Genomic DNA, 24094 nt, shown 5'->3' on the forward strand with positions numbered 1-24094 from the left:
TTTTGCCAGCAATGCGGCAATTCCCTGCAAGCGCCGGGTTGCAGCGGTTGCGGTATCGCCAGGGTCGCAGGTGCGAAATTCTGCGGCAATTGCGGAGTGCCGCAATAAGGCGCTACATTACCTCTACGCAAACCAAGGACAATCATGAGCGCAGGCCATTCTCACGCCTTACCCACCAGCCAGAACGAAAAATACATCTGGATCGCTTTAGGACTGACTTCCACCTTCCTGGTGGTCGAAGTGATCGGCGGCCTGATCACCGGCAGCCTGGCGCTGATCTCGGATGCAGCGCACATGCTGACCGACACCATGGCGCTGGCGATTGCGCTGGCGGCGATCCGCATCGCCAGGAAGGCGCCGGACGCCAAGCGCACCTTTGGCTATCACCGTTTCGAGATCCTGGCGGCGGCGTTCAACGCCGTCTTGCTGTTCCTGGTGGCGATGTACATCCTGTACGAGGCTTACCAGCGTTTCCGCAGTCCGGCTGAAATCCAGTCGACCGGCATGCTGGTGATCGCCGTCTTCGGCCTGCTCGTCAACCTGGTCAGCATGCGCCTGCTGAGCGGCGGCAAGGACGCCAGCCTCAACGTCAAGGGAGCCTACCTGGAAGTCTGGAGCGACATGCTGGGTTCGCTCGGCGTGATTATCGGCGCGCTGGTGATCCGCTATACCGGCTGGGAATGGGTCGATTCGCTGATTGCGGTACTGATCGGTTTCTGGGTCTTGCCGCGTACCTGGATCTTGCTCAAGGAGAGCGTCAATATCCTGCTGGAAGGAGTGCCGGAAGGGATGGACATCGAACAGGTGCAGGGCGCGCTGCGCGCGGTGCCCGGGGTGGTGAGCGTGCATGATTTCCACCTGTGGGCGGTCACCAGCGGCAAGGCCAGCCTGACCGCGCATGTGGTCTACGACCCGGCTTATCCGGCGGAACAACTGCTGCCGGTGCTGAAGGAAGTCCTGGCGTCGCAGTTTGCGGTGTATCACACCACGCTGCAGTTCGAGCTCAGTCCCTGCGCCCATACCGAGGACGGCTGCAACTACAGCGCGCCCGAGGAGGCACACGTGCATGCCTGAGGCAGCGTCGATGTAAAACCTCGCGGATGCATGCCTTGCGTGCATCCGTTTTCATTTGTGGACGGCCAGTGTGGACGGCCGGTTGGCCATCCATACCGGCTTTCCCCGCAGTTATTTCCTTATGTAAATCCCCAAATATTTGATTGATAATAGCAATCGTTCGCATTATCATTCTTCTTTTGAGGAATTTCTCTGCTTTAAACACCATTCTCCCGGACCCATGCTTTCCATCCTGCGCCAGCCGCGGCAAGGCGCCGGTTTCGGCGAAGAGGGTTTCCTGTGTTTCCAGCACTGCCGTTCCCCATCAAAACCGCAGCACATTAAAACAAAAAACAAACAATCGACTCAGGGGTAGCAAATGACAACTTATAGCGCCGCGACAACGCCGTCGGCAGGTATTCTTTCACGCACTTCGCCAGCCCGGCCATCGCTGCGCATCATGAGCCTGGCGGTAACGCTGGCGCTGTCGGCCATGGCGCCGCAGTTGGTTCTGGCGCAGCAACTGGCGGCCGCAGGCAACGATGCCGCGCTGCCGGAAGTGGTGGTCACGGCGGGCAGCGACCAAGCGCCGACCGAGAAGACCGGCAGCTACACCGTGCGCAAGAGCAATGCCGCCACCAAGATGGACATGTCGTTGCGCGAAACGCCGCAGTCGGTGTCGGTGATCACCCGCGCCAAGATGGATGATTTCAAGCTCGACAACGTCGACCGGGTATTGGCCGGCACCACCGGCGTTTCCGTCGAAAAAGTGGAAACCAACCGCACTTACTACACGGCGCGCGGTTTCGACATCACCAATTTCCAGTTCGACGGCGTCGGCATCCCGCTCACCTTCGGCCTGCAGAACGGCGACCTGGATACCGCTTTGTATGACCGCGTCGAAGTGGTGCGCGGCGCCAACGGCCTGACTTCTTCCACCGGCAACCCTTCGGCTACCGTGAACTTCGTGCGCAAGCGTCCGACCTACGATTTCCAGGCCGCCGCCGGCGTCAGCTACGGTTCCTGGAATACGCGCCGCATCGATGCCGATGTCTCGGGCGCGCTCAACAGCGACAAGACCGTGGCGGCGCGCGTGGTGGTGGCCCATGAAGACGGCAACTCCTACCTGGACCGCTACCAGCCGAGCAAGGACGTGTTCTACGGCGTGATTGAAGCCAACCTGAGCAACGATACCCTGCTGACTTTGGGTTACAGCTACCAGAAAAACGACGGCAAGGGCGCAATCTGGGGCGCCTTGCCGCTGTATTACACCGACGGCACGCCGACCAGCTACGGCGTCGGCACCAGCACCTCAGCCAGCTGGTCGTCCTGGAATTCGGAGGAGCAGCGCGCCTTCGCCGAACTGAACTATCGCTTCGGCAACGACTGGCAATGGAAGACCACCCTCAGCCACAACAAGCTGAGCACCGACGGCAAGCTGTTCTATGTTTACGGCACGCCGGACCGGACTACCGGCGCCGGCCTGTTCAGTTATCCGTCGCTATACAATTCGGACAACCGGCAGACTGTGGTCGACAGCTATGTCAGCGGCAAATATGCATTGGGCGGACGCGAGCACGACCTGACTTTCGGCGCCAGCTGGTCGCGTTCGACGCTGGACGACATTTCCCATTACGGGCAAGGGATCGGTACCCCGCTGACAGCTTCGGGCGCATTCGACGGCAGTTACCCGCAACCGAGCTTCGACGCTTCGATCGACGGCAGCTCCTATACCGACAAGCGCAAGACCGTGTATGGCGCCACCCGCTTTAACCTGGCCGACAACCTCAAGCTGCTGCTTGGCGCCAACTATACCGACGCCAGCACCACCGGCATCGCCTACGGCGTCAGCCACCAGACCAGCGCCAGCTCCACCACGCCGTACGCCGGCCTGGTGTACGACCTGAACCGTAACGTATCGGCTTACGCCAGCTATACCGAGATTTTCAATCCGCAGTACCAGACCGACATCAGCGGCGCCACGCTCAAGCCGGTCGAAGGCAAGAGCTACGAGCTGGGCTTGAAGAGCGAGTTTTTCAATCGCAAGCTGAATGCATCGGCGGCGCTGTTCAGGGTGGAGCAAAACAACACGGCGGAACAGGCCGGTTATATCGGCGCCAGGTCGTATTACCGTGCCATCGACGCCCATTCGGAAGGCCTGGAGCTGGAATTGTCCGGCGAACTGGCGAAGGGTTTGCAGGGCAGCCTCGGCTACACCGTGATGACCATCAAGGACCAGGACGGCAATTCGGCCAAGAACTACGTCCCGAAAAAGACCGTACGGTTGGCCACCACCTACCGGCTGCCGCAGCTGGAACAGCTGAAAGTAGGCGCCAGCGTCAACTGGCAAGGCAATACCAGCCGCACCGATGCGCTGACCGCGACCCAGAACGTCACCACGGTGCAGCAAGGTTACGCCTTGCTCAACCTGATGGCGCGCTACGACATCAGCAAGCAGGTCAGCGTCACCGCCAACCTCAACAACGTCACCAACAAAAAGTACATCTCCAGCCTGTATGCGAGCCAGGGTTATTATGGCGAGCCGATCAACGGCAGCGTCGCGATTAACTGGAAATACTGAAGCCAATCATGACGACACGTCCTTTCATGGTAATCCTGCACCGTTGGTTCGGCCTGGCGGCTGCAGTGTTCCTGTTCATCGCCGGCGCTACCGGCGCCGTCATTTCCTGGGATCATGAACTCGACGCCTGGCTTAACCCGCAGCTGTTCCATGCTCACAGCGCCGACCAGCAGTTGTCCGGCAAGGCCTTGCCAGGCTTAGAGCTGGCGAACCGGGTGGAAGCGCAGGACCCGCGCCTGCGCGTCACCTACGTGATGACGGAAAGCGAACCCGGGCATACCAGCACCATGATGGTGGAAGGGCGCATCGATCCGGCCAGCGGGAAACCCTACGACCTCGGCTTCAACCAGGTCGCGGTCGACCCGGTCAGCGCCGAGATACAGGGCAAGCGCATGTGGGGCGCCATCTCGCTCAGCCGCGAGAACCTGCTGCCGTTCCTGTACAAGCTGCACTACACCATGCATCTGCCCGAGGTCGGCGGCATCGAGCTGGGGATCTGGCTGATGGGCCTCATCGGCATCGTCTGGGTCCTCGACTGTTTCATCGCCTTGTGGCTGTCGTTCCCCAACTGGCGCAGCTGGCGCAAGTCGTTTGCATTCCGCTGGCGCCAGGGCGGCCATAAGCTGAATTTCGACCTGCATCGCTCCGGCGGCGTCTGGCTCTGGATATTGCTGCTGGTGCTGGCGGTGACCTCGGTGTCGATGAACCTGTATAACCCGGTGATGCGTCCCATCGTGCAAACTTTCTCGACGCTGACGCCGGATCCGTTCGACAGCCGCAAGCCAGTCGCACCGGCATTGGCCGCCAAGACAGAACCGGCGTTCAGCCGCGAACGGGTGGCGCAACTGGCGCGCGAGGACGGACAGCGGCGCGGCTGGAGCGTGCCGGTCGGCGGGGTGTTCTATTCTTCTGCCTTCGGTTTGTACGGCGTCGGATTTTTCGAAGCCGGCAACGACCACGGCGATGTCGGCCTGGGCAACAGCTGGCTGTATTACGATGCCGCCGATGGCCATGCAGCCGGCGCCAAGATTCCCGGCAGCGGCAGCGCCGGCGACATTTTCATGCAGGCGCAGTTTCCCTTGCATTCGGGACGTATCCTCGGCCTCACCGGACGTATCCTGATTTCCCTGATGGGAGCAGTAGTGGCCTTGCTGAGCGCGACCGGCGTCATCATCTGGGCGCGCAAGCGCCGCGCACGCATGCTGGCGGCGCGGCATGCGGCGAAACTGGCTTTGCCGAAGGCAGACAGACGACGGACGGCCGTCGCCGAATAAGCTGCGGCCGGAACGCGCCGCAAGCTTGTCTTACTGAGCGATCTCGACCCGGTTCTTGCCGCCGCGCTTGGCGCGATACAGCGCCTGGTCGGCCGCTTCCACCAGTTTTTCCTGCGAGCTGCCGCGCTGCGGCACCATGCTGGCGCCGCCGACGCTGACCGTGACCCTGGCGTCATTGCTGGAGGAGGCATGGGCGATGCCCAGCGCGTGCACCGCTGCCTGCAGCTTGTCGGCCTGGGTTTCCATGTGCTCGCGCGACATGGACGGCAGCACCAGTACAAACTCCTCACCGCCGATGCGCGCCGCGAGATCGGTCGGACGCCTTGCAAAGTGGCCGATGCTTTCCGCCACCTGCTTGAGTGCTGTGTCGCCGGCCAGGTGGCCGTAAGTGTCGTTATACAGTTTGAAATCATCGACATCGATCATCAACAGCGACAGCGAGCTTTGCTCGCGTTCGGCGCGTTTCCATTCGGCGCTGAAATATTCGTCGAAATAACGGCGGTTGGCGAGCCCGGTGAGGCCATCCGAATTGGTCAGGCGCTGCAGCTCCAGGTTGGTTTCCAGCAGCTGCTGCTGGCTCTGGCGCAGCGCGCGATAGGCTTCGTCGCGCTGCAGCAGGTTGACGTAAGAGCGCGAATGGTAGCGGATGCGCGCTACCAGTTCTATGGTGTCGGGCAGCTTGACCAGGTAGTCGTTGGCGCCGGCGGTAAACGCCGCGCTCTTGACCGCCGGATCTTCGCGGGTCGACAGCACGATGATAGGCACGTTGCGGGTGGCCGGGTTGGCGCGGTACTGGCGCACCAGCGTCAGGCCGTCGATGCCGGGCATCACCAGGTCTTGCAGGATGACCGTGGGCCGGGTTTTCTGGGCAGCTTCGATCGCCTCGTCGGGATGGGCGCAGTAGTGGAAATCGATGTTGATCTGGTTCGCCAGCGCGCGCCTGACGGCTTCGCCCACCATGGCCTGGTCGTCGACCAGCAGCACCATGACCGGATAGTCGTCCGGCGGCTGATCGATATCGAGATTGAGTTCTTTAGGCATGACTTACTCCGTATCTTTACTGATTGTAGCTATCGTTTGCATATGATGCTGACCAGCTTTGCTGCTATCTGGTTCACTGGCAGGATGGCGTCGGCCGCATCGAGCAGGGCGGCCGCTTTCGGCATGCCGTATACGGCGCTCGATTCACGGTCCTGGGCGATCGTGTAATAACCTTTGTCGCGCATGGCTTTCAACCCTAGGGCGCCGTCGCGTCCCATGCCGGTCAGCAGGATGCCGACCGCTTTCCCAGCCCACAATTCGACCACGCTCTGGAAAAAAACGTCGATCGACGGCCGGTAGGGATAGCCGCTGGGTTGTTCGGTATAACCGAGCTGGAACGGCCTGGTCAGGCGCAGATGGTCGTCGGTCCCGGCCAGCAGGACCTGGCCCGGCGCCGGGCTGTCGCCGGCCTGCGCCAGCCGCACCGGCAGCTTCGACTGGCCGCTGAGCCACTCGGCCATGCCGGAGGCGAACTGCGCATCCACGTGCTGCACCACCACCAGGGCCGCCGGGAAATCGGCCGGCAGCTGCGACAGCAGGGTGGCCAGCGCCGCCGGGCCGCCGGCGGAAGCGCCGATGGCGACCAGGTATTTTGAATCGGGGGCCGGCAGGGATGTTCTTTTGGCGCCGGCCGCGGTAGTCGTGGTGGTGGCCGCCGCAGCTGCCGCCGGCGCGCCCTGTTCCGGCAGCGACTGGCGCTGGTTGAGCATTTTTTCGATAGAGTCGATCTTGGCCAGCATGGTGTTGGCGTCGTTGCGCTGGTAGCCGCTCAGGGTGCTAGGGGTATCGATCGCATCCAGCGCGCCGTAGGCCATTGCATCATAAACCGCCGAGACATTGGCGCCGACGTCGCCGGTGACGATCAGGATCGCGCAGGGCGTATGCGCCATGATGTGGCGGGTGGCGGCGACGCCGTCGAGCACCGGCATCATCAGGTCCATCAGGATCAGGTCCGGCACCTGCCATGCACACAGTTCGATGGCGCGCTGGCCGTCCTCGGCAATCCAGATGATTTCGTGGTCCTGGCGCTGGACCAGCGTGCGGCGCAGCGCTTCCACCGCAATCGGCGCATCGTTGACGATGCCGATCTTCATGAATGGGCCTCGCCGATCAGGTCTTCCACCGCCTGCAGCAGGGTCTCGTCATGGAAGCTGGCTTTGGCCAGGTAATAATCGGCGCCGGCTTCGAGCCCGCGCTGGCGGTCTTCCTGGCGGTCCTTGTAAGACACGATCATGACCGGGATGGCTTTCAGCTGCAGGTTTTTCTTGATCAAGGTGACCAGTTCGATGCCATCCATGCGCGGCATGTCGATATCGGTCACCACCAGGTCGAACGGTTCGCTGCGCAGGGCGTTCCAGCCGTCCATGCCGTCCACCGCGACGCGCACCGTATAACCGCGGTTGCTCAGCAGCTTGCGTTCCAGTTCGCGCACGGTGAGCGAATCGTCGACCACCAGCACCCGCTTGCTGGTCTGCACCTGCTGCTGGCTGCTGTTGCCTTGGATTTTGCTGAGCTGGCCCTGGGCAATCAGCTTCTCGACCGAATTGAGCATGTCGGCCACGTCCAGTATCAGCACCGGGGAGCCGTCTTCCATCAGCGCCGCGGCCGCCACATCCTTGATCTTGCCAAGGCGCGCATCCAGCGGCTGCACCACCAGCATGTGTTCACCCAGCAAGCGGTCGACCTGCAGGCCATAGGTCTGGGTCTGGTCGCCGATCACCACCAGGGCGATGCGGTCGTCGCTTGCAGTTGCATCGCCGCTCTGCAGGATCTGGCTGGCGGCGACCAGGCCGATCTGGCGTTCTTCAAAGGCAAAATGCTGGCGGCCTTCCAGCGATTCGATCTGGCTCCGGTCCAATATCATGGTGCGGTTGACGTAAGCCAGCGGAAAGGCGTAGGGCTCGCCGCCTATGCTGACCAGCAGGCTGCGCACCAGCGACAGCGTCAGCGGCAATTGCAGCTGGAAACGCATGCCGTGGCCGGCTTCGCTGAAAATCTGGATGCTGCCGCGCATGCGCTTGAGCATGTTGTGGACCACATCCAGGCCGACCCCGCGCCCGGAAATTTCGGTCACCGTGTCGCGCATGCTGAAGCCGGGCAGCAGCAGGAAATGCAGCAGCTCGGCATCGCTCAGGCGGCCCGCGGTGGCGTGGTCCACCAGTCCGCGCCGCACCACGGCGGCGCGCAATTGTTCCAGGTCGACGCCGTTGCCGTCGTCGCTGATGGTGATCTGCAGCAGGCCGGCATGGTGGCGCGCGGTCAGCGTGACCAGGCCTTCTTCATCCTTGCCGGCGGTGCGCCGCTGCTGCGGCGTTTCGATGCCGTGGTCCAGCGCATTGCGCAGCAGGTGCACCAGCGGCGCGTCCAGCTGTTCCAGGATGTCGCGGTCAACCTGGGTGGTCTGGCCGTTGATCTCCAGCTTGACCTGCTTGCCCAGCGTGCGTCCGAGGTCGCGCACCATGCGGTCGTAGCCGACCACGCGGTCGGCGAATGGCCGCATGCGGCTGGCCAGCGCCTGGTCGTACAGGCGCTGCGCGCGGCTGCTGTTGCGCCGTTCGAACAGCTCCAGCTCAGTCAGGCGCTCGGCCAGCATCTTCTGGCTGGCGTCGATATTTTGCCGGACATCCTGCAAGGCCTTGAGGTGGGCGCCTGCGAGATTGCCTTCGCGCAGCGAATCATGCAGGACTTCCAGCGATTGCGCGGTGTTCTGCTGCAGCCGTTTCAGGCGCAGCAGGGATTCGTTGAAGGCGGGCAGCCAGCGCGATTCCACCAGCGATTCGCCGGACAGGCTGACCAGCTGGTTCAAGTGCGCGGCGGTGACGCGCAGCATGCGGTCGCCCTGGTCCTGGTTCTTGATCTTGTCCTGGTTTTTGCCCTGGTTCTGGCCTGACATCGCTTCATCGGCTGCCGGCACGGCGTCATCCATTTCTGCCTCCGCCGCAATTGCCGGTTCCGATTCCGATTCGCGGGCATGGTCATCGGCTTGCTGCAAACTGGCTTCCAGGCCGCGCAGGAAAGTTTCGATTTCCTTGCGGCCGCTGCCGGCCTGCCACAGTTCCAGGTCCTCTGCGCTGGCGGCGATCCGCTGCAGCAGGTCGACGCCGTGCAGCAGCTGGTCGATGCGGCGCGGTCCAAGCTGTACTTTTCCCTGCTGCGCCGAGACAAAACAGTCTTCCATGACATGGGTGACGTCGACCCCGGCCTGGACGCCGACAATCCGTGCCGCGCCCTTGATCGAATGGGCGGCGCGCATGCAGGCTTCCAGCTGTTGCTGCAGTGGCTCATGTTGTGGCGCGCGTTCAATCGCCAGCAGGCCGCTGCTCATCACTTGCGCCTGGGTTTCTACCTCCAGGCGGAACAGGTCAAGCATGGAGGCGTCGCGCAATTCGTCGGCGTTCATGCCAGGCTCCGATCCAGCGTGTGAAACAGCAGTTCCTGGTCCAGCAGGCCGACGCTATGTCCGTTCCACTGGATCACGGCATCGGTGAAGTGGCCGGCGGCGCGGGTCAGGGTGGTGGGCACCGGCTGCCGGGCAGAGGCGGCGACACGCAAGGTGCCGTGCACTTCATCTGCGGTGAACGCGGTGGTCTGGCCGTTGTGCCTGACGATCAACATACGCCGCAGCAGTTCCTGGCGCGCAGTGGCCTTGCTGTCGCTGCTGCTATCACCGATGCCGAGCATCGCCGCCAGCGACACGCAAGTCACCAGCGCCCCGCGGATGTTGGTGATGCCGAGCACAACCGCGTTTTGCCGGTGCGGCAAGCGGTGCACCGTGCGCAGTTCGGTGATTTCTTCCAGCAGCGCGGTCGGCAGCGCCAGCCATTCTTCGCCGATGCGGAACAGCAGCAGGGAGTGGAGGTCGGCGCCGTCTTGCTGCGGCTCTTCGGCCAGTTCAAGCCAGCCGTCGCTGCCGCCGTCCAGCTGCAGGCGGTCCAGCAGCTCGGCCGCGGCGCGCGCATGGACCGGGCAGTTGCGGCAATCGATGTGCAGCGCCAGGCGTTCGCAGGACGAATCGCCGCGCACGCCGATGCGGTTCCAGCAATCGTCGATCAGCGCCATGGTGGTGTCGGTTTGATAATCAAGTGATGTAGTCATGATTGGCACATCATACGACTAACTTCGGCCAGCCCGAAGCGGCAACGCCATTGAGGGAAGATATCAGGGTCAAGCGCATGTCAGGACGGATTGTTTTCCGCAGAACGCCGCGCCCGCTGCTGCAGCAGCCTGGCGCCGGCGGTGTCGCCCTGGGTTTGCAGCAGGGCCGCCAGGTGGGTCATGGCGCCGGCATGGGCCGGCTCCAGGTACAAGGCCTTGCGATAGCAGTCCGCCGCGGCTTGCTTGCGGTCGCCGGCGTCATGGATCACGCCCATCAGGTAGTATGCCGCGGCCGACGGGCCGTGACGCTGGATCAGCTGTTCGCACAGGCTGGCGGCTTCGCTCAGCTTGCCCTGGTCGGCCAGCAGCTGCACCGTCGCCAGGGTGGTTTGCGGCAGCGCAGGCAGATCTGCCGCCGGCCGGCTCCTTGACGGTGCAGTGCGCGCGGCGGCCGCTCTTGGCGCCGGCCGCAACGGCGCCGGCGGCTGTGGTGCAAAGACTGCGATTGGCGTCGATGCGAACTTGACTGGCTCCTGCTTGGGCGCGCCCTGGCGGAAGGCGAAGGCCATCGGCGCCTTGATCGGCGTCAGCGCATGCTGCATCATCAGGGCGCTTTCCGCCGGGCCGACAAACAGCAGTCCCTCGGGCGCCAGCCGCTGGGTCAGGATAGTGACGGCCTGGTGCTGGGTGGCGCGGTCGAAATAGATCAGCAGGTTGCGGCAAAAGACGATGTCGTAGGGCGCTTCGCCATACAGCAGGGTGGGCGCAAACAGGTTGCTCTGGATGAAGCGCACCTGCTGGCGCACTGTCTCCGATAGCGCGTAGCCTTGTTCGTTAAGGGCGAAATAGTGGTCGCGGAACGCCAGCGAATTGCCGCGGAACGAGTTCTTGCCGTATACCGCCTGGTGCGCGATGGCGAGCGACTGCGCGCTGATGTCGATGGCGTCGATATGGAAATGCTGCGGCGGCATGCCGATGTCCAGCAAGGCCATCGCAATCGAGTACGGTTCTTCGCCGGTGGAGCAGGGCAGGCTCAGGATGCGCAAGGGCTGGCCGGCGCTGATCGGCCGTTGCGGCTGCAGCTGCGCCATTTCATTGAACGCTTCGCGATTGCGGAAGAACCAGGTCTCGGGCACGATCACCGATTCGATCAGGTGCAGCTGTTCCTGCTCCGACATCTGCAGCAGCAGCCAGTAGGCGTCAAGGTCCTCGACCCCGCTTTTGTCGCGTCTCTCATGCAAGGCGCGCTCCAGCATGGGCCGTCCGATGGACTGGACATCCAGCCCCATCGTACGTTTCAGCATGGTTTCGAATTTTGCCAGCGGCATTATTGCTCCGTTGCCGGAAACAGCTGCGCCCGGACTTCAGGCGGCAACAGGTCTTGCACTTGGACCGACTGGATCAGCCCGCGCACATCGTCGGTGACCGGTCCCAGGTAGGGCGCGTCGCTGTGGTCAAGGCCGCTGTCGCGAAACTCGGAAGCTTCGCGGCGCATGATTTCGCTGGATTTTTCCAGCACCAGCCCCAGCAGGCGGCTATCCGGACCCGGCGCCGGGTAATGCACCAGCACCATGCGGGTGCTGAGGCGGCGCTGGGCAGGGCGGCCCAGCGCCAGCTGGCTGAGATCGATCACCGGCACCGACTGGCCGCGATAGGTGAACACGCCGGCCACCCAGGGCGCGCTTGCCGGTATCTGTTTCAGGTTGGCCAGCGACAGCACCACCGCCACCTGGCGGGTGTCGAGTGCGTAGTGGTCCTGGCCGATTTGGAACAATAAAAAAAGCATGGTGTGCAACTCCGCGGCCGCCTTAGCTGGGTTTCAGTTGGATATTCAGCTGGATTTCAGTTTGAAGCGCGATACGCCGTTGCGCAAGCCGTTGGCGGTCAGCGTCAGTTCATCGATCGCCTGGCTCGACTGGCGCAGCGATTCCACGCTTTGCTGGGCCGCTTCGCTCAGCTGCGTCAGGGCCTGGCTGATCTGTTCGGCGCCGACCGCTTGTGCCTGCACTCCTTCGTTGACCGACTGGAAGCGTGGCGTCAAAGCCTGCACCTGCTGGATGATCTGCGACAGCTGGGTGCCGACGTTCTGCACATCGGCGATGCCGCGCCGCACTTCTTCCGAGAATTTGTCCATGCCCATGACGCCGGCCGATACCGCCGACTGGATCTCTTTCACCATCTGCTCGATGTCGTAGGTCGCCACCGCGGTCTGGTCCGCCAGGCGGCGGATTTCGGTCGCCACCACGGAAAACCCGCGGCCGTATTCGCCGGCTTTTTCAGCCTCGATGGCAGCGTTCAGCGACAGCAGGTTGGTCTGGCCGGCGACCTTGGTGATGGTGGTCACTACCTGGTTGATATTGCTGGCTTTCTCGTTGAGGATGGCCAGCTTGGCGTTAACCGAGCCGGCTGCATCCATCACATGGTGCATGGTGTCTTCCATCTGGGTCAGGCCGGCCTGGCCGGTGCCGACCAGCCGCGCGGCTTCCTCCGCGCCGGACGAGACTTCGTTCATGGTGTTGACCAGTTCGCGCGAAGTGGAATAGATTTCGCGCGAAGTGGCGCCGATCTCGGTGGTGGTGGCGGCGGTTTCGTTGGCGGTGGCTTGCTGCTGCTTGGCGGTGGCGGCGATCTCGACCACCGAGGTGGTGACCTGCACCGCCGATTTCTGCGCTTGCCCGACCAGCCCGGTCAATTCGTCCGACATGCGGTTAAGGCCCACTTCCAGCGCCTGGAATTCGTCATGGCGATTCAGGTTCAGGCGCTGCGACAGGTCGCCCGAGCGGATCACTTCCAGCGCCGCGATCAAGTCAGCCATCGGCCGCGTGATGGCGCGCAGCAGGAAGAAGCCGCAGATCAGGGCTGCCACCAGGGCGATCACCAGCGCTACCAGCAAGGTGCTCTTGGCGACCAGCACCGCGGATTCGATCTTGTCCACCGAACGGACTTCGGCCTGCTGGTTGAAGTCGCGCAGCTGGGTGGCGGCGTTGCGCCCTAGTTGCCAGGCCGGTTCCAGCTGCTGGATCAGCAGCGCGCGCGCTTGCGGATTCTTTTGCGAGTCGTCCAGTTTCAATACTTCCGCCATGAGCCGGTCGTATTGCGTGCGTGCAGCCTTGAAGGCGTTGAAGTTGGTCCTGTCCTCGCCTTCGAAAATGGTCTTGTCGTAGTCTGCGACCAGCTTGTCCATTTTTTCGGCGTCGGCGCGCATGGTGGCCAGGTCCTGCTTGCGTTCATCCGGATTGTCCAGCGCCACTACCTGCAGCGCCAGCAGATAACTCTGGAACCAGGTCGAGCGTATGCCGGTGCTCAATTCGAGGCCGGGCATGGAATCAGTCTGGAAGCTGATGGTTTCGTGTTCGATCGCCGCCAGCTTGAGATAGGTGATGCCGGCCATGAATCCCATCAACGCCAGGATAAGCCCAAAACTGACCAGCATTCTTTGCCGAATAGTCCATTGCTTCACGTGTTATCTCTCCTGTCGTTAATCGATGATTACTGCGCGATGATCGCTGCGTTCTCCTGGTCTGCGGCTTGAGAACGGCCTGAATTGCTTAATTGGCAACTGCGTGACAACTGCGCCGTTCCGGTGAGTTTCTAAGTGGATACAATAAACCAGCCAGATCGAAAACGGGCGAATTTTTGGCGATGCCGGACCAGTGCCGGGCGCAGATTATTGCAGATTTTTGGATACTGATTTGTATATCATTGTGAAATCTCAAGGGTAACAATCGATATTCCCTTGTGCCGGCATCGGCGGCCATTCCGATTGTCAAACTGGCGCCCGGCAGATTCCGCCGCGGCCGCTGTGCCCGGCGCAGCTGCGCACTATTCTTTTCATCCCCCTTCAGTTATGCAGCAACGCTGCCGTTAATGCAAAGGAAGCAGCAATTGCTTCCCGTGCCGGCGCCGCGACGCCGCGCGCTATCGATAATTGCCAAGGCAAACGGAGACCCATTCATGAACAGATTGTCTTTTACGCAGAAACTATGGCTGCCGCTGCTGGTCAGCCTGGTCGCACTATTTTCAATCTCCGTCTTCAATGCCTATCAGGCGCGGCAGATCCGGCTGGACGAACGTAAAAGCGATCTGATCAATGTCTCCAATGTCGCCATGAACGTGATCAAGGAATACGGCGCCATGGCCGCCAGCGGCGCTCTCGATAAGAGCGAGGCGCAGCAGCAGGCGCTGGCGCGGTTGAAAGCCATGCGCTACGGCAAGGACGGCTATTTTTCGGTATCGACCTCGAATGAAGTGATGGTCATGCATCCGATCAAGCCGGAACTGGACGGGCGCAAGATGAGCGATTTCAAGGATCCCGACGGCAACCTGGTGTTCGTCCTGATTTCCAAGGCCGGCAGCCAGAGCGGCGGCGGTTTCATTGACTATGTCTGGCCGCGCGTCGGTTCCGCCGAGGCGGTGCCGAAGATGTCGTTCGCGCTCGGCTACCAGCCATGGGACTGGATCGCCACCACCGGCATTTATGTGGACGACCTCAACCTGGCTTTCATGCAATCGCTGTACCAGGCCGGCGCCATCCTGCTGGCGGTGGCGCTGGCTCTGGTTGCACTGGTGATCTATTCGAACCGCAGCATGCTGGCCGCGATCGGCGGCGATCCCGGCCATGCAGCCGACATCGCCAACCGCATCGCCGGCGGCGACCTCAGCCTGGACATCGCGACCCGGCCCGGCGATACGCGCAGCCTGGTGTATGCGATGAAATGCATGCGCGCATCGCTGCTGCATACGATCATCAATATCAAGAGTTCGGCCGACACCATCGCCACCGCTTCCGGCCAGATCGCCAGCGGCAACCTGGACCTGTCGAGCCGCACCGAACAGCAAGCCGGATCGCTGGAAGAAACCGCCTCGGCGATGGAACAGCTGACCTCGACCGTCAAGCAGAACGCCGATAACGCACGGCAGGCCAACCAGCTGGCGGTGACCGCATCGCAAGTGGCGAGCAACAGCAGCGCGGTGGTGTCGCAGGTGGTCGACACCATGGGCAATATCCGCAGCTCATCGAAAAAAATCGTCGACATCATCGGCGTCATCGACGGCATCGCCTTCCAGACCAATATCCTGGCCCTCAACGCCGCGGTGGAAGCGGCGCGTGCCGGCGAACAAGGACGCGGTTTCGCCGTGGTTGCGGCGGAAGTGCGCAGCCTGGCGCAGCGCTCGGCTGCGGCAGCCAAGGAAATCAAGGCGCTGATCGACGATTCCGTCAGCCAGGTAGGCAGCGGCAGCAGGCTGGTGGAGCAGGCCGGCGCCACCATGGGCGAGGTGGTCACGAGTGTCAAGCGGGTGACCGACATCATCGGCGAGATCGCTACCGCCAGCCAGGAACAAAGCACCGGCATCGAGCAGGTCAACCACGCAATCACGCAAATGGACGAGGTCACCCAGCAAAATGCGGCGCTGGTGGAGCAGGCCGCGGCTGCCGCCGCATCGCTGCAGGAGCAGGCGGTCAGCCTGGCGCAGATGGTGAGCGTGTTCAAGACGGACAGCGGACCTGCCAGTTCCGCACTGCATGCCGGCGCCGCCAGGCGGCCGCTGGATATCACGCCGCAGCAAGCGCAATTGGGAAACAGGCCGGCGGCGCGGCGGGTAGCCTAGATTTAATCTTTTAAGGAAAGTACGCAGGCATGAAAAATCTGAGTCTGAAAGCAAAGTTGTGGCTGGTGCTGGCGGTCATGTGGCTGGGGTTGCTGCTGCTGGCCGGCTGGTCCGCCCTGAACACGCGCGACACCATGATGAAGGAACGCGAAGCCGGGCTGAAGAATGTGGTGGAAACCGCGGCCGGCATCGTCAAGGGTTATGCCGACGACGTCGCCGCCGGCCGGCTGAGCCTGGCGGATGCGCAAAGCCAGGCCTTGCAGCGTATCAGCGGCATGCGCTATGCGCAGGACAACTACGTGTTTGTCTTCGATTCGCGGCCGGTGGTGCTGATGCACCCGACCAGCAAGGATATCGTCAACAAGAACGTCGGCGAGCGCAAGGATACCGACGGCAAGCTGTATTACGTGGAAATGGTCAAGCTGGGCAAACAGCAACAGCAGGGCATCGTCCATTACATGGGGCGCTTGCCGGGCACTACCGACACCCGCGCCGAGAAAATCAGCCAAGTGAATTATTTCGCGCCGTGGGACTGGTTCCTGGTGTCGGGCGTGTTCGTCAACGATGTGCAGGCGGCGTTTTACGACAACCTGCTCAAGCAGCTACTGATCATGTTCGTCATCGGCGTGACGGTGTCGGCCACCATGCTGCTGATCATCCGCAGCGTGACGCGCAGCCTGGGTGGAGAACCCAGTTATGCCGCCGCCATCGCCGCCAGGATCGCCGGCGGCGAGCTGGACGTGGCGGTGCTGGTCGACGGCAAGGACAAGTCCAGCCTGCTGCATGCGATGCGGCAGATGCAGCAGCAGCTGGCGGCGGCCATTACCGAGATTCGCGAGGGCACTCACAATATCGGCGCTTCGATCAAGGAAATCTCCGCCGGCAACAGCGACCTGTCGGCGCGCACCGAGCAGCAGGCGGCTTCGCTGCAGCAGACCGCCGCCAGCATGGAGCAACTGACCGCCACTGTGCGGCAGAATGCCGACAACGCCAGGCAGGCCGGCCAGCTGGCGCAGAGCGCTTCCAGCATCGCCGCCAAGGGCGGCGAGGTGGTCGGGCAGGTGGTGCATACCATGCAAGGCATTACCGAAAGCTCCAGGCGCATCGCTGACATCATCGGCGTGATCGACGGCATTGCGTTCCAGACCAATATCCTGGCGCTGAACGCAGCAGTGGAGGCAGCCCGGGCCGGTGAGCAAGGGCGCGGTTTTGCGGTGGTGGCGGCCGAGGTGCGCAGCCTGGCCCAGCGCAGCGCCCAGGCGGCCAAGGAAATCAAGGAACTGATCGGGGATTCGGTCGACAAGGTCGATGGCGGCTCCGAACTGGTGGCCCGGGCCGGCCAGACCATGGATGAAATCGTGCAGGCAGTCAAGCGCGTGACCGACATCATGGCGGAAGTCACGGTGGCGTCGGAAGAGCAAAGCAGCGGCATCGAGCAAGTCAACCAGGCGGTTACGCAGATGGACCAGGTGACGCAGCAGAACGCCGCGCTGGTGGAGCAGGTGGCGGCTGCGGCCGGTTCGCTGGAAGGCCAGGCGCTGCGCCTGCAGGATGCGGTGTCGGTATTCCGCGTGGCTGAGCAGCAGCGCGGCAGCGCGCCGCCGGCGCTTGCCAAGCGTGCAGAGCCGCGGCCTAGCGCCTGGCCGGCGCCGGTCAAACGTGCCTCACCCCCGGTCCTGAAGACTGTCGCCGCCGGCAAGACCCGCACTGGCGCTGGCAAGCTTGCATCCGGCAAGGCGCAGCAAACATCATGGAAAGCCCCTGCGGTCAAGCTGGCGGCGTCCAACGCGGATGACTGGGAGACGTTTTAATGCGGTCTGCAGGACGCCGGCGGCCATGAATTTGTCCGGATGAAAGAAACGGCGCACAGCCGCGGTCAAGAGGTATACTTGGAACTATCGAAGATGCCCGCCTGCCATGATGGCAAACGGACAGTGCAGACGATGTCTTGCAAAACATCATGACCTGCTTCCTGCCTACCTACACTGATCGAGACCAATCCATGCGTTTGAATTCCACTACTGTCGAATTGCCTTCGGCCGACCGTCCCGCGGGCGTCCTATGACGGCGAGCGAACAGCCGATGATCCATTGGATCGAGGAAGATCAGCCGCGCTCGGCGCGCTGGCGTTCGGAAAACGGCAATCCGGCGCCCAAGCGGGTAGTGATTGCGGATGACCGGATGACCGCCGACAGCGCTTACCGCCTGGCCTGCGAAGGCACCGGCATGCTGTGGCGCGGAGATTTCCAGAACGCCCGGCAGTTGCTGCAGGCGCTGGCGCGCCGCGCCGAACCGAAACCCGACAAGCGCGGCAAGCCGCGCAAACAGCCGGTGTCGCCAACCGATGCCTTCAACCTGCACCGCCAGGCCCAGTCGCAGCGGGCGCGCACCCTGAGCATGCTGCTGCTGCCGTTCGAGGCCGACTACAGCATCTCTCTGCGCCGCGCGCCCGACGTGCAGCTCGCCTGCAACGAAGCCTATGGCGCGCCGGCCGAGCCGTTCGTGGCCTCGCTGCGCGAATTGCTGGGCCTCATCGGCGCCCACGAGTGGCGCAAGAAGGGTGTCGAGATCGCCGCGCTGGGCGCGCGCATCCATCCGCACTACGGCGTGTATTCGCCGGTGCGCGGCGAATATATCGGACTGGTGGAGGCGGCGCCGTTGCCGTCCACCAAGCTGGCTTTTGATATCGGCACCGGCACCGGCGTGCTGGCGGCGTTATTGGTTAAACGCGGCGTAGAGCGCATCGTGGCGACCGATATGGATCCACGCGCTCTGCGTTGCGCGCGCGAGAACCTGGTGCGGCTGGAGCTGGACGATCAGGTCACCCTGCTGCAGGCTGATCTGTTTCCCGAGGGCCGGGCGCCGCTGGTGATCTGCAATCCGCCCTGGATTCCGGCGCGCCCCAGCTCGCCGATCGAACACGCGGTATACGATCCCGAGAGCCGCATGCTGCGCGGTTTCCTGGGCGGCCTGGCGCAACATCTGGAACCAGGCGGCGAGGGCTGGCTGATCCTGTCCGACCTGGCTGAGCACCTGGGCTTGCGTTCACGCGCCGAGCTGCTGGCGGCGATCGAGGCGGCCGGCTTGAAAGTGCTGGGAAAAACCGATATCCGGCCGCAGCATCCCAAGGCCAGCGATGAGGCCGATCCGCTGCACGCTGCGCGCGCCGCCGAGCTGACTTCGCTGTGGCGGTTAGGGGCGGCTTGAATCGAGTGGTTTAAATCGGGCGGAGTGAAAAATATCCGCTTTTCATTGCAGCACGGAAAATATGTGTTGTAAATTCGTCGGTTCTTTGTGGCTGCGGCCGGTGAACTGTTGTTACCCAATGTTAACGATTGTGAAATATATAAGTTTGCTATTGCTGCAAGTAAGCTCCAAATCTAGGCTATCTCTGTTCATCTGGCGATAAAAGGATGAATACAGGCCGCGCGCCTTGTCCTGCAGTGCATGCAGGCAGTCGTCGCGGCATCCCGGGATAAACACTAGAAGTGGATGAAATGAACAAGAGCAAAGGTAGCCAGCCGCCGCCAGATCCGCTATTGCCTTTGGACGATTCCGAGCTCGGACTGGACGATCTGTTCCTGGCCAGCGCCAGGCATGATCTGGCCAGCATCGAGCAAGCCCTGGCCAGCCGCGACTACTGCGCCGTGCAGCAGATGACGCACAGGCTGAAAGGCGCGGCCATGATTTTCCGCATGGCGGCCATGGTCGACGCCACGCTGCACATTGAAGCCGTGCTCAATACCGGACTGGCCGTCGATCATGCGCAGCTGGAGGCGGCCTGCGCCGCCTTGCGCCACCAGATTGAACTGCTTTAACATACCCGCCTCCTAAAACAGCTATAGTCTCCATATCAAATTCCAACTTGATATGGGGAACTCATGGCGTCTGTACACTTACAAAGCATTACTGGATATGTCCAGCAAATCCAGGCCAGGTCGCACCAGCTGCAGGCCGACGAACCGCTTGACAACGGCGGCACCGACAGCGGCCCGGCGCCCTATGAACTGCTGCTGGCCGGACTGGCCGCTTGCACCTCCCTGACTTTACGCATGTACGCCGATCGTAAACAATGGGAGCTGGGCCTGATCGATGTGCGGCTGCGCTTTTCGCGCGACGAACAAGGGCGCGAAAAGATCGATCGCACGGTCGCTTTTGGCGCACAGCTCAGTCCGGAGCAGATCGGCAGGCTGGGCGAGATTTGTGAAAAGACGCCGGTCACCAAGACCATCAGGCAAGGTACGGAAATCCAGACTACCTTGAATCCGGCCCCGCTTGAGCCGCGCGCCTGACCTGTCCTGAGGAGAAACGCATGTCGAAGATCGTTGGAGTGGCCGGCAGCCTGCGCAGCGGTTCGCTGAACGCCGCCTTGCTGCGTGCGGCAGCCGAGCTGATGCCGGCTGGTTCGGAGCTGGAAATCGGCACCATCAAAGGGATCCCCCTGTATGACGGCGATCTCGAACAGGCCGAGGGCATCCCGCCGGCGGTGGCGCTGCTGAAAGAACAGATCGCGGTGGCCGATGCGCTGCTGCTGGTGACGCCGGAATACAATAATTCCATGCCGGGCGTGTTCAAGAACGCGCTTGACTGGCTGTCCAGGCCGCCGGCCGATAGCGCTCGCATCTTCCGCGGCCGCCGGGTGGCCGTGATCGGCGCCTCGCCCGGCGGTTTCGGCACCGTGCTGTCGCAGAACGCCTGGCTGCCGGTATTGCGCACGCTGGGCATGCAACCCTGGTTCGGCGGCCGCCTGATGGTGTCGCACGCTGGCAAGGTATTCAACGAAAGCGGCGAGCTGGTCGATGAGCAGGTGCGCGAGCAGCTCAGGGAATTTAACCGGAATTTTGTCGAATTCTTGAAAAACTGAACATGAAATTCAAAGACTACTACAGCGCCCTTGGCGTCGAACGCACAGCCAGCGCCGCCGAAATCAAGCAGGCTTATCGCAAGCTGGCGCACAAATACCATCCGGATATTTCCAAGGATCCGGCCGGGGAAGAAAAATTCAAGGAAATCGCGGAAGCTTATTCAACCCTGAAGGATACGGAAAAGCGCGCCGCCTACGACCAGCTGGGCAGCCACCAGCCCGGTGAAAACGTTGAGCCGCCGCCGGCCTGGCAGCAGGGCTTCAGCGATGGCGGAACTTCCTTTGGCGATGTTGACATGGCCGACATCCTGGCTGCTTTTGCCGCATCGCGCCAGGGCGGCCGGCCGCGGCCGAGCAGGGGCGAGGACTACGAAGTCAACACGCCCATCACGCTGGAACAGATTTACGACGGCGGTGAAACCGATGTCCGGCTGAGCATGCCTGAATACGACGAGCACGGCAAATTGCACCGGGTGCCGCGCACCTTCCGGGTACGCATACCGAAAGGCGCGGAAGACGGCCAGCGCCTGCGCTTGTCAGGCAAGGGCGGGCAGGGCAGCGACGGCGGCAAGCATGGCGACCTGTATGTGATGATGAAGCTGATCCCGCATCCACTGTACCGGGTTACCGGCAAGGACCTGTATTTCGATCTGCCGCTGACGCCGTGGGAAGCCGTGCTGGGCGCAGTAGTGCAGGTGCCGACTCTTGGCGGCAAGGTGGAATTGAATGTTCCTGCCGGCACCGCCGCCAACCGCCAGTTCCGCCTGGCTAAGCGCGGGCTGCCGTCCGCCGGCGGCGAGCAGGGCAATATGTATGCGGTGGTCAGGATAGAGGTGCCGAAGACGCCCACGGCGCGCGAGCGTGAGTTGTTTGAGCAGCTCGCTGCGGAATCGGCTTTTGATCCGCGTCAGCATTTGCATTGAGGAGAGTGGCAATGACTAGCCTGTTAGTAGAAGCCGTCTGGCTGAACGATGCGGACGCCTGCACGCTGGAAGAGTTGGCGGAATATTCCGGACTCAGCCACGCTGAGCTGGCGGAGTTGGTGACGCTGGGCGCCATCGAACCGGACCGCGGCCCGGCGGCAGCATATGTATTCAGGTCGCAGACTATTGTGGTGGCCAGGACCGCGCGCCGTCTGCGTGACGACTTTGAACTCGATACGCAAGGCCTGGCAGTGGCGCTCAATCTGCTGCAACGGATCCAGGCGCTGGAAGCACGTCTGGCCGCTGCCGACGCCCGCTTGCCGCATCCTGTCTGAACCACGGCGCAAACCGTTCCTAGGCGCGATTCGCCGCGTTGGGTGTTGCCTTGCCGCTCAAGGCATCCAGCAGGTTCTGCGCCGCGCAGAGCGCCATGCCGTGCCTGGTTTCATGGGTAGCCGAGCCTATATGCGGCAAGGCGACAACATTCGCCATTTTCAGCAAAGGCGAATCCGCCGCCACCGGTTCATGCTCGAAGACATCCAGTCCGGCGCCGCGCAAGCGGCCATTTTCCAATGCGGAAATCAACGCGCTTTCGTCGACGATGCTGCCGCGTGAAATATTCACCAGGATGGCGCTGGGGCGCATCAGCGCCAGTTCCGCCGCGCCTATCATGCCGCGCGTCTGCGGCGTCAGCGGCACCGTGATGCAAACGAAGTCGGAGCTCTGCAACAGGGTGCCGAGCGGACAGAAGCGTGCTGCATAGGCCTTTTCCGCAGCCGGATTGGGACTGCGGTTGCTGTACAAGACCTGCATGCCGAATCCCAGCGCCGCCCGGCGCGCTATGGCGCCGCCGATGCGCCCCATGCCGACGATGCCCAGCGTCTTGCCTTGCACATCGGTGCCGAAACAGTCTTCGCCGATGCTGTTGGTCCAGCGCCCTTGCCTGACGTAGTCAGCCATTTCCACAACCCGCCTGGCGCTTGCCAGGATCAGCGCAAAGCCTGTGTCGGCGGTGGTTTCGGTCAGCACATCCGGCGTGTTGAGCAGCACGATGCCGCGCCGGCTCAGGTCGGCCGGGTCGAACTGGTCGATGCCGACCGAAATGGTGGAGATCGCCTTGAGCCTGGGCGCATGGTCGAGCACCGCGGCGTCGATCTTGACGCTGGCGCCGATCAGGCCGACCGCGTCTTCCAGCTCCGCCATGAAGGCCGCCCGGTTATTGTCGTCGACGCCATCGAACTGGACCACCTGGTGTTCCTGCTGCAGCAGCGCCAGCACATCGTCGGCGACTTTTTTATAGAGTACGATTTTTGTTTGCATAAGGTTTCCTTCAACAGGGACGCGCGCTCAGCGCTGGGCCGCGGGCAAGGGCAGGGCTTGCGCTTCCGGCTTGACTGAAATCGTCAACGCCACCGCAGCCAGCAAGCCGCCGGCCATGAACAGGTAGGATGCCGACGGGCTGCCGGTTGCCCCATTCAGGTAACCGACCACATACGAACCCAGGAACGAGCCGAGTGCGCCCATGCTGTTGATCAAGGCCATCGCGCCGCCGGCGACATTCTTCGGCAGCAGCTCGGGCACGATGGCAAAGAACGGGCCGTAAGGCGCATACATGGCGGCGCCGGCGATCACCAGCAGGGCATAGGACAGCCAGAAATTGCTGCTGCCCAGCAAATAGGAGCCGAGGAAAGCCAGGGCCCCGATCAGGAGTGCGGGCCAGACAAACAGTTTGCGGTTCTGCATCCTGTCGGACGCCCAGGAAGTCAGCAGCATGGCGACCACGGCGGCAAGATAGGGCAGCGACGACAGCCAGCCGGTTTCCACCATGCTGATATTCGCCGCGTTTTTCAGGATCGAAGGCAGCCACAGCACAAAACCGTATACACCTATGCTCCAGCAGAAATACTGCGCGCACAGCTTGATCACGGCCGGCGACTTGAACGCCTCCGCATAATTACGCATGGGCTTCATGCCGACCTGTTCCAGGTCGAGCGCCGCCTTCAGGTCGGCCTTTTCCTGCGGCCGCAGCCATGTCGATTCCGCCGGCTTGTCTTGCACCACGAACCACCAGATGCAGGCCCAGGCAATCGCTGGCACACCTTCCGCAATCATCATGTGGCGCCAGCCGAAGCTGTTGACCAGGTAACCGGACAGCACCGACATCCACAGTACGGTGACCGGATTGCCCAGGATCAGGAAGGTGTTGGCGCGCGAGCGTTCGGTTTTGGTAAACCAGTTGCTGATGTAGATCAGCATGGCCGGCATCACCGCGGCTTCCACCACGCCCAGCGAAAAACGGATCACCATCAGCATGGGGATATTGCTGATCATGCCGGTCAGCGCGGCGCAGCTGCCCCACAGCACCAGGCTCCAGAAAATCATCTTCTTGACGCTGCGCCGTTCGGCGTAGATGGCGCCGGGGATCTGGAAAAAGAAATAACCGAGGAAAAACAAGGCGCCGATCAGGGACGAGGTGCCTTGCGTAATGCCCAAGTCGTGATTGATGCCGGCCGCGCTGGCAAAGCCGAAATTGGCGCGGTCAAGATAAGCCAGGCTGTAGGTGATAAAAACAATCGGCATGATGAACCACCAGCGCCGGACTGCCAATTTTTTTGTTTCCATGTTGTGTCTCCTTGGTTTCCAAATTCGTTTC

Annotated in this window: 20 protein-coding genes; 11 read left to right on the forward strand and 9 right to left on the reverse strand. The window is 62.4% G+C overall.

Features of this window, described 5'->3' with window-relative positions:
• Positions 1-144 precede the first annotated feature (144 nt).
• The 3 genes from JWQ61_RS14880 (at position 145) to JWQ61_RS14890 (ending at position 4908) form a co-directional block, all read left to right on the forward strand.
• On the forward strand, positions 145-1074 hold the full coding sequence (locus JWQ61_RS14880) for a cation diffusion facilitator family transporter (RefSeq protein ID WP_304361213.1): 930 nt from the start codon (positions 145-147) through the stop codon (positions 1072-1074).
• Between the two features lie 358 nt (positions 1075-1432).
• Positions 1433-3634: a TonB-dependent siderophore receptor gene (locus JWQ61_RS14885; protein WP_304361214.1), complete on the forward strand. Its 2202-nt coding sequence runs from the start codon at positions 1433-1435 to the stop codon at positions 3632-3634.
• An 8-nt stretch (positions 3635-3642) separates the two neighbouring features.
• Positions 3643-4908, forward strand: coding sequence for a PepSY domain-containing protein (locus tag JWQ61_RS14890; protein WP_304361215.1), 1266 nt, complete (start codon positions 3643-3645; stop codon positions 4906-4908).
• Positions 4909-4938: 30 nt separating this feature from the next.
• Here the strand turns inward: JWQ61_RS14890 and JWQ61_RS14895 are convergent, their stop codons facing one another.
• From JWQ61_RS14895 to JWQ61_RS14925, 7 genes are all read right to left on the reverse strand, one after another.
• Positions 4939-5949, reverse strand: a complete 1011-nt coding sequence (locus tag JWQ61_RS14895) for a diguanylate cyclase (protein ID WP_304361216.1) — start codon at positions 5947-5949, stop codon at positions 4939-4941.
• A gap of 29 nt (positions 5950-5978) precedes the next feature.
• Entirely contained in the window at positions 5979-7043 is a 1065-nt protein-coding gene (locus JWQ61_RS14900) for a chemotaxis response regulator protein-glutamate methylesterase (protein ID WP_304361217.1), read from the reverse strand.
• Entirely contained in the window at positions 7040-9349 is a 2310-nt protein-coding gene (locus JWQ61_RS14905; RefSeq protein WP_304361218.1) for a hybrid sensor histidine kinase/response regulator, read from the reverse strand. Before JWQ61_RS14905 ends, JWQ61_RS14900 begins: the two co-directional genes overlap by 4 nt.
• Positions 9346-10044 carry a chemotaxis protein CheW gene (locus JWQ61_RS14910; RefSeq protein WP_304361219.1) on the reverse strand — a complete coding sequence of 233 codons (699 nt, stop codon included), beginning with the start codon at positions 10042-10044 and terminating at the stop codon, positions 9346-9348. The genes JWQ61_RS14905 and JWQ61_RS14910 overlap by 4 nt, the downstream gene beginning before the upstream one ends.
• An 80-nt stretch (positions 10045-10124) precedes the next feature.
• Positions 10125-11372 carry a protein-glutamate O-methyltransferase CheR gene (locus JWQ61_RS14915; protein WP_304361220.1) on the reverse strand — a complete coding sequence of 416 codons (1248 nt, stop codon included), beginning with the start codon at positions 11370-11372 and terminating at the stop codon, positions 10125-10127.
• On the reverse strand, positions 11372-11830 hold the full coding sequence (locus tag JWQ61_RS14920) for a chemotaxis protein CheW (RefSeq protein ID WP_304361221.1): 459 nt from the start codon (positions 11828-11830) through the stop codon (positions 11372-11374). Before JWQ61_RS14920 ends, JWQ61_RS14915 begins: the two co-directional genes overlap by 1 nt.
• A 45-nt stretch (positions 11831-11875) precedes the next feature.
• Positions 11876-13504 carry a methyl-accepting chemotaxis protein gene (locus JWQ61_RS14925; protein ID WP_120235643.1) on the reverse strand — a complete coding sequence of 543 codons (1629 nt, stop codon included), beginning with the start codon at positions 13502-13504 and terminating at the stop codon, positions 11876-11878.
• A gap of 494 nt (positions 13505-13998) precedes the next feature.
• On the opposite strand from JWQ61_RS14925, the gene JWQ61_RS14930 reads away from it, so the two are divergent.
• From JWQ61_RS14930 to JWQ61_RS14965, 8 genes are all read left to right on the forward strand, one after another.
• A complete protein-coding gene (locus tag JWQ61_RS14930) occupies positions 13999-15654 on the forward strand; it encodes a methyl-accepting chemotaxis protein (RefSeq protein ID WP_304361222.1) in 1656 nt (551 codons plus the stop codon).
• A 29-nt stretch (positions 15655-15683) separates the two neighbouring features.
• Positions 15684-17465, forward strand: a complete 1782-nt coding sequence (locus tag JWQ61_RS14935; protein WP_304361223.1) for a methyl-accepting chemotaxis protein — start codon at positions 15684-15686, stop codon at positions 17463-17465.
• A gap of 250 nt (positions 17466-17715) precedes the next feature.
• Positions 17716-18861 carry a class I SAM-dependent methyltransferase gene (locus tag JWQ61_RS14940; protein WP_304361224.1) on the forward strand — a complete coding sequence of 382 codons (1146 nt, stop codon included), beginning with the start codon at positions 17716-17718 and terminating at the stop codon, positions 18859-18861.
• Between the two features lie 290 nt (positions 18862-19151).
• The gene (locus JWQ61_RS14945; RefSeq protein ID WP_304361225.1) at positions 19152-19472 is read left to right on the forward strand and encodes an Hpt domain-containing protein; all 321 of its coding nucleotides are present in this window, start codon (positions 19152-19154) and stop codon (positions 19470-19472) included.
• Between the two features lie 63 nt (positions 19473-19535).
• On the forward strand, positions 19536-19946 hold the full coding sequence (locus JWQ61_RS14950; RefSeq protein ID WP_304361226.1) for an OsmC family protein: 411 nt from the start codon (positions 19536-19538) through the stop codon (positions 19944-19946).
• Between the two features lie 20 nt (positions 19947-19966).
• Positions 19967-20518: an NADPH-dependent FMN reductase gene (locus JWQ61_RS14955; RefSeq protein ID WP_304361227.1), complete on the forward strand. Its 552-nt coding sequence runs from the start codon at positions 19967-19969 to the stop codon at positions 20516-20518.
• Between the two features lie 2 nt (positions 20519-20520).
• Positions 20521-21441 carry a DnaJ C-terminal domain-containing protein gene (locus tag JWQ61_RS14960; RefSeq protein ID WP_304361228.1) on the forward strand — a complete coding sequence of 307 codons (921 nt, stop codon included), beginning with the start codon at positions 20521-20523 and terminating at the stop codon, positions 21439-21441.
• A gap of 11 nt (positions 21442-21452) precedes the next feature.
• Positions 21453-21776, forward strand: coding sequence for a chaperone modulator CbpM (locus JWQ61_RS14965; RefSeq protein WP_304361229.1), 324 nt, complete (start codon positions 21453-21455; stop codon positions 21774-21776).
• 19 nt (positions 21777-21795) lie between these two features.
• Here the strand turns inward: JWQ61_RS14965 and JWQ61_RS14970 are convergent, their stop codons facing one another.
• Positions 21796-22761, reverse strand: a complete 966-nt coding sequence (locus JWQ61_RS14970; protein WP_304361230.1) for a D-glycerate dehydrogenase — start codon at positions 22759-22761, stop codon at positions 21796-21798.
• A 27-nt stretch (positions 22762-22788) separates the two neighbouring features.
• A complete protein-coding gene (locus JWQ61_RS14975; RefSeq protein ID WP_304361231.1) occupies positions 22789-24063 on the reverse strand; it encodes an MFS transporter in 1275 nt (424 codons plus the stop codon).
• Between the last annotated feature and the right edge of the window lie 31 nt (positions 24064-24094).

Origin of the sequence: Collimonas fungivorans (genome assembly GCF_028292705.1) — a bacterium.
In the GTDB taxonomy this organism is placed as follows: domain Bacteria; phylum Pseudomonadota; class Gammaproteobacteria; order Burkholderiales; family Burkholderiaceae_D; genus Collimonas; species Collimonas fungivorans_B.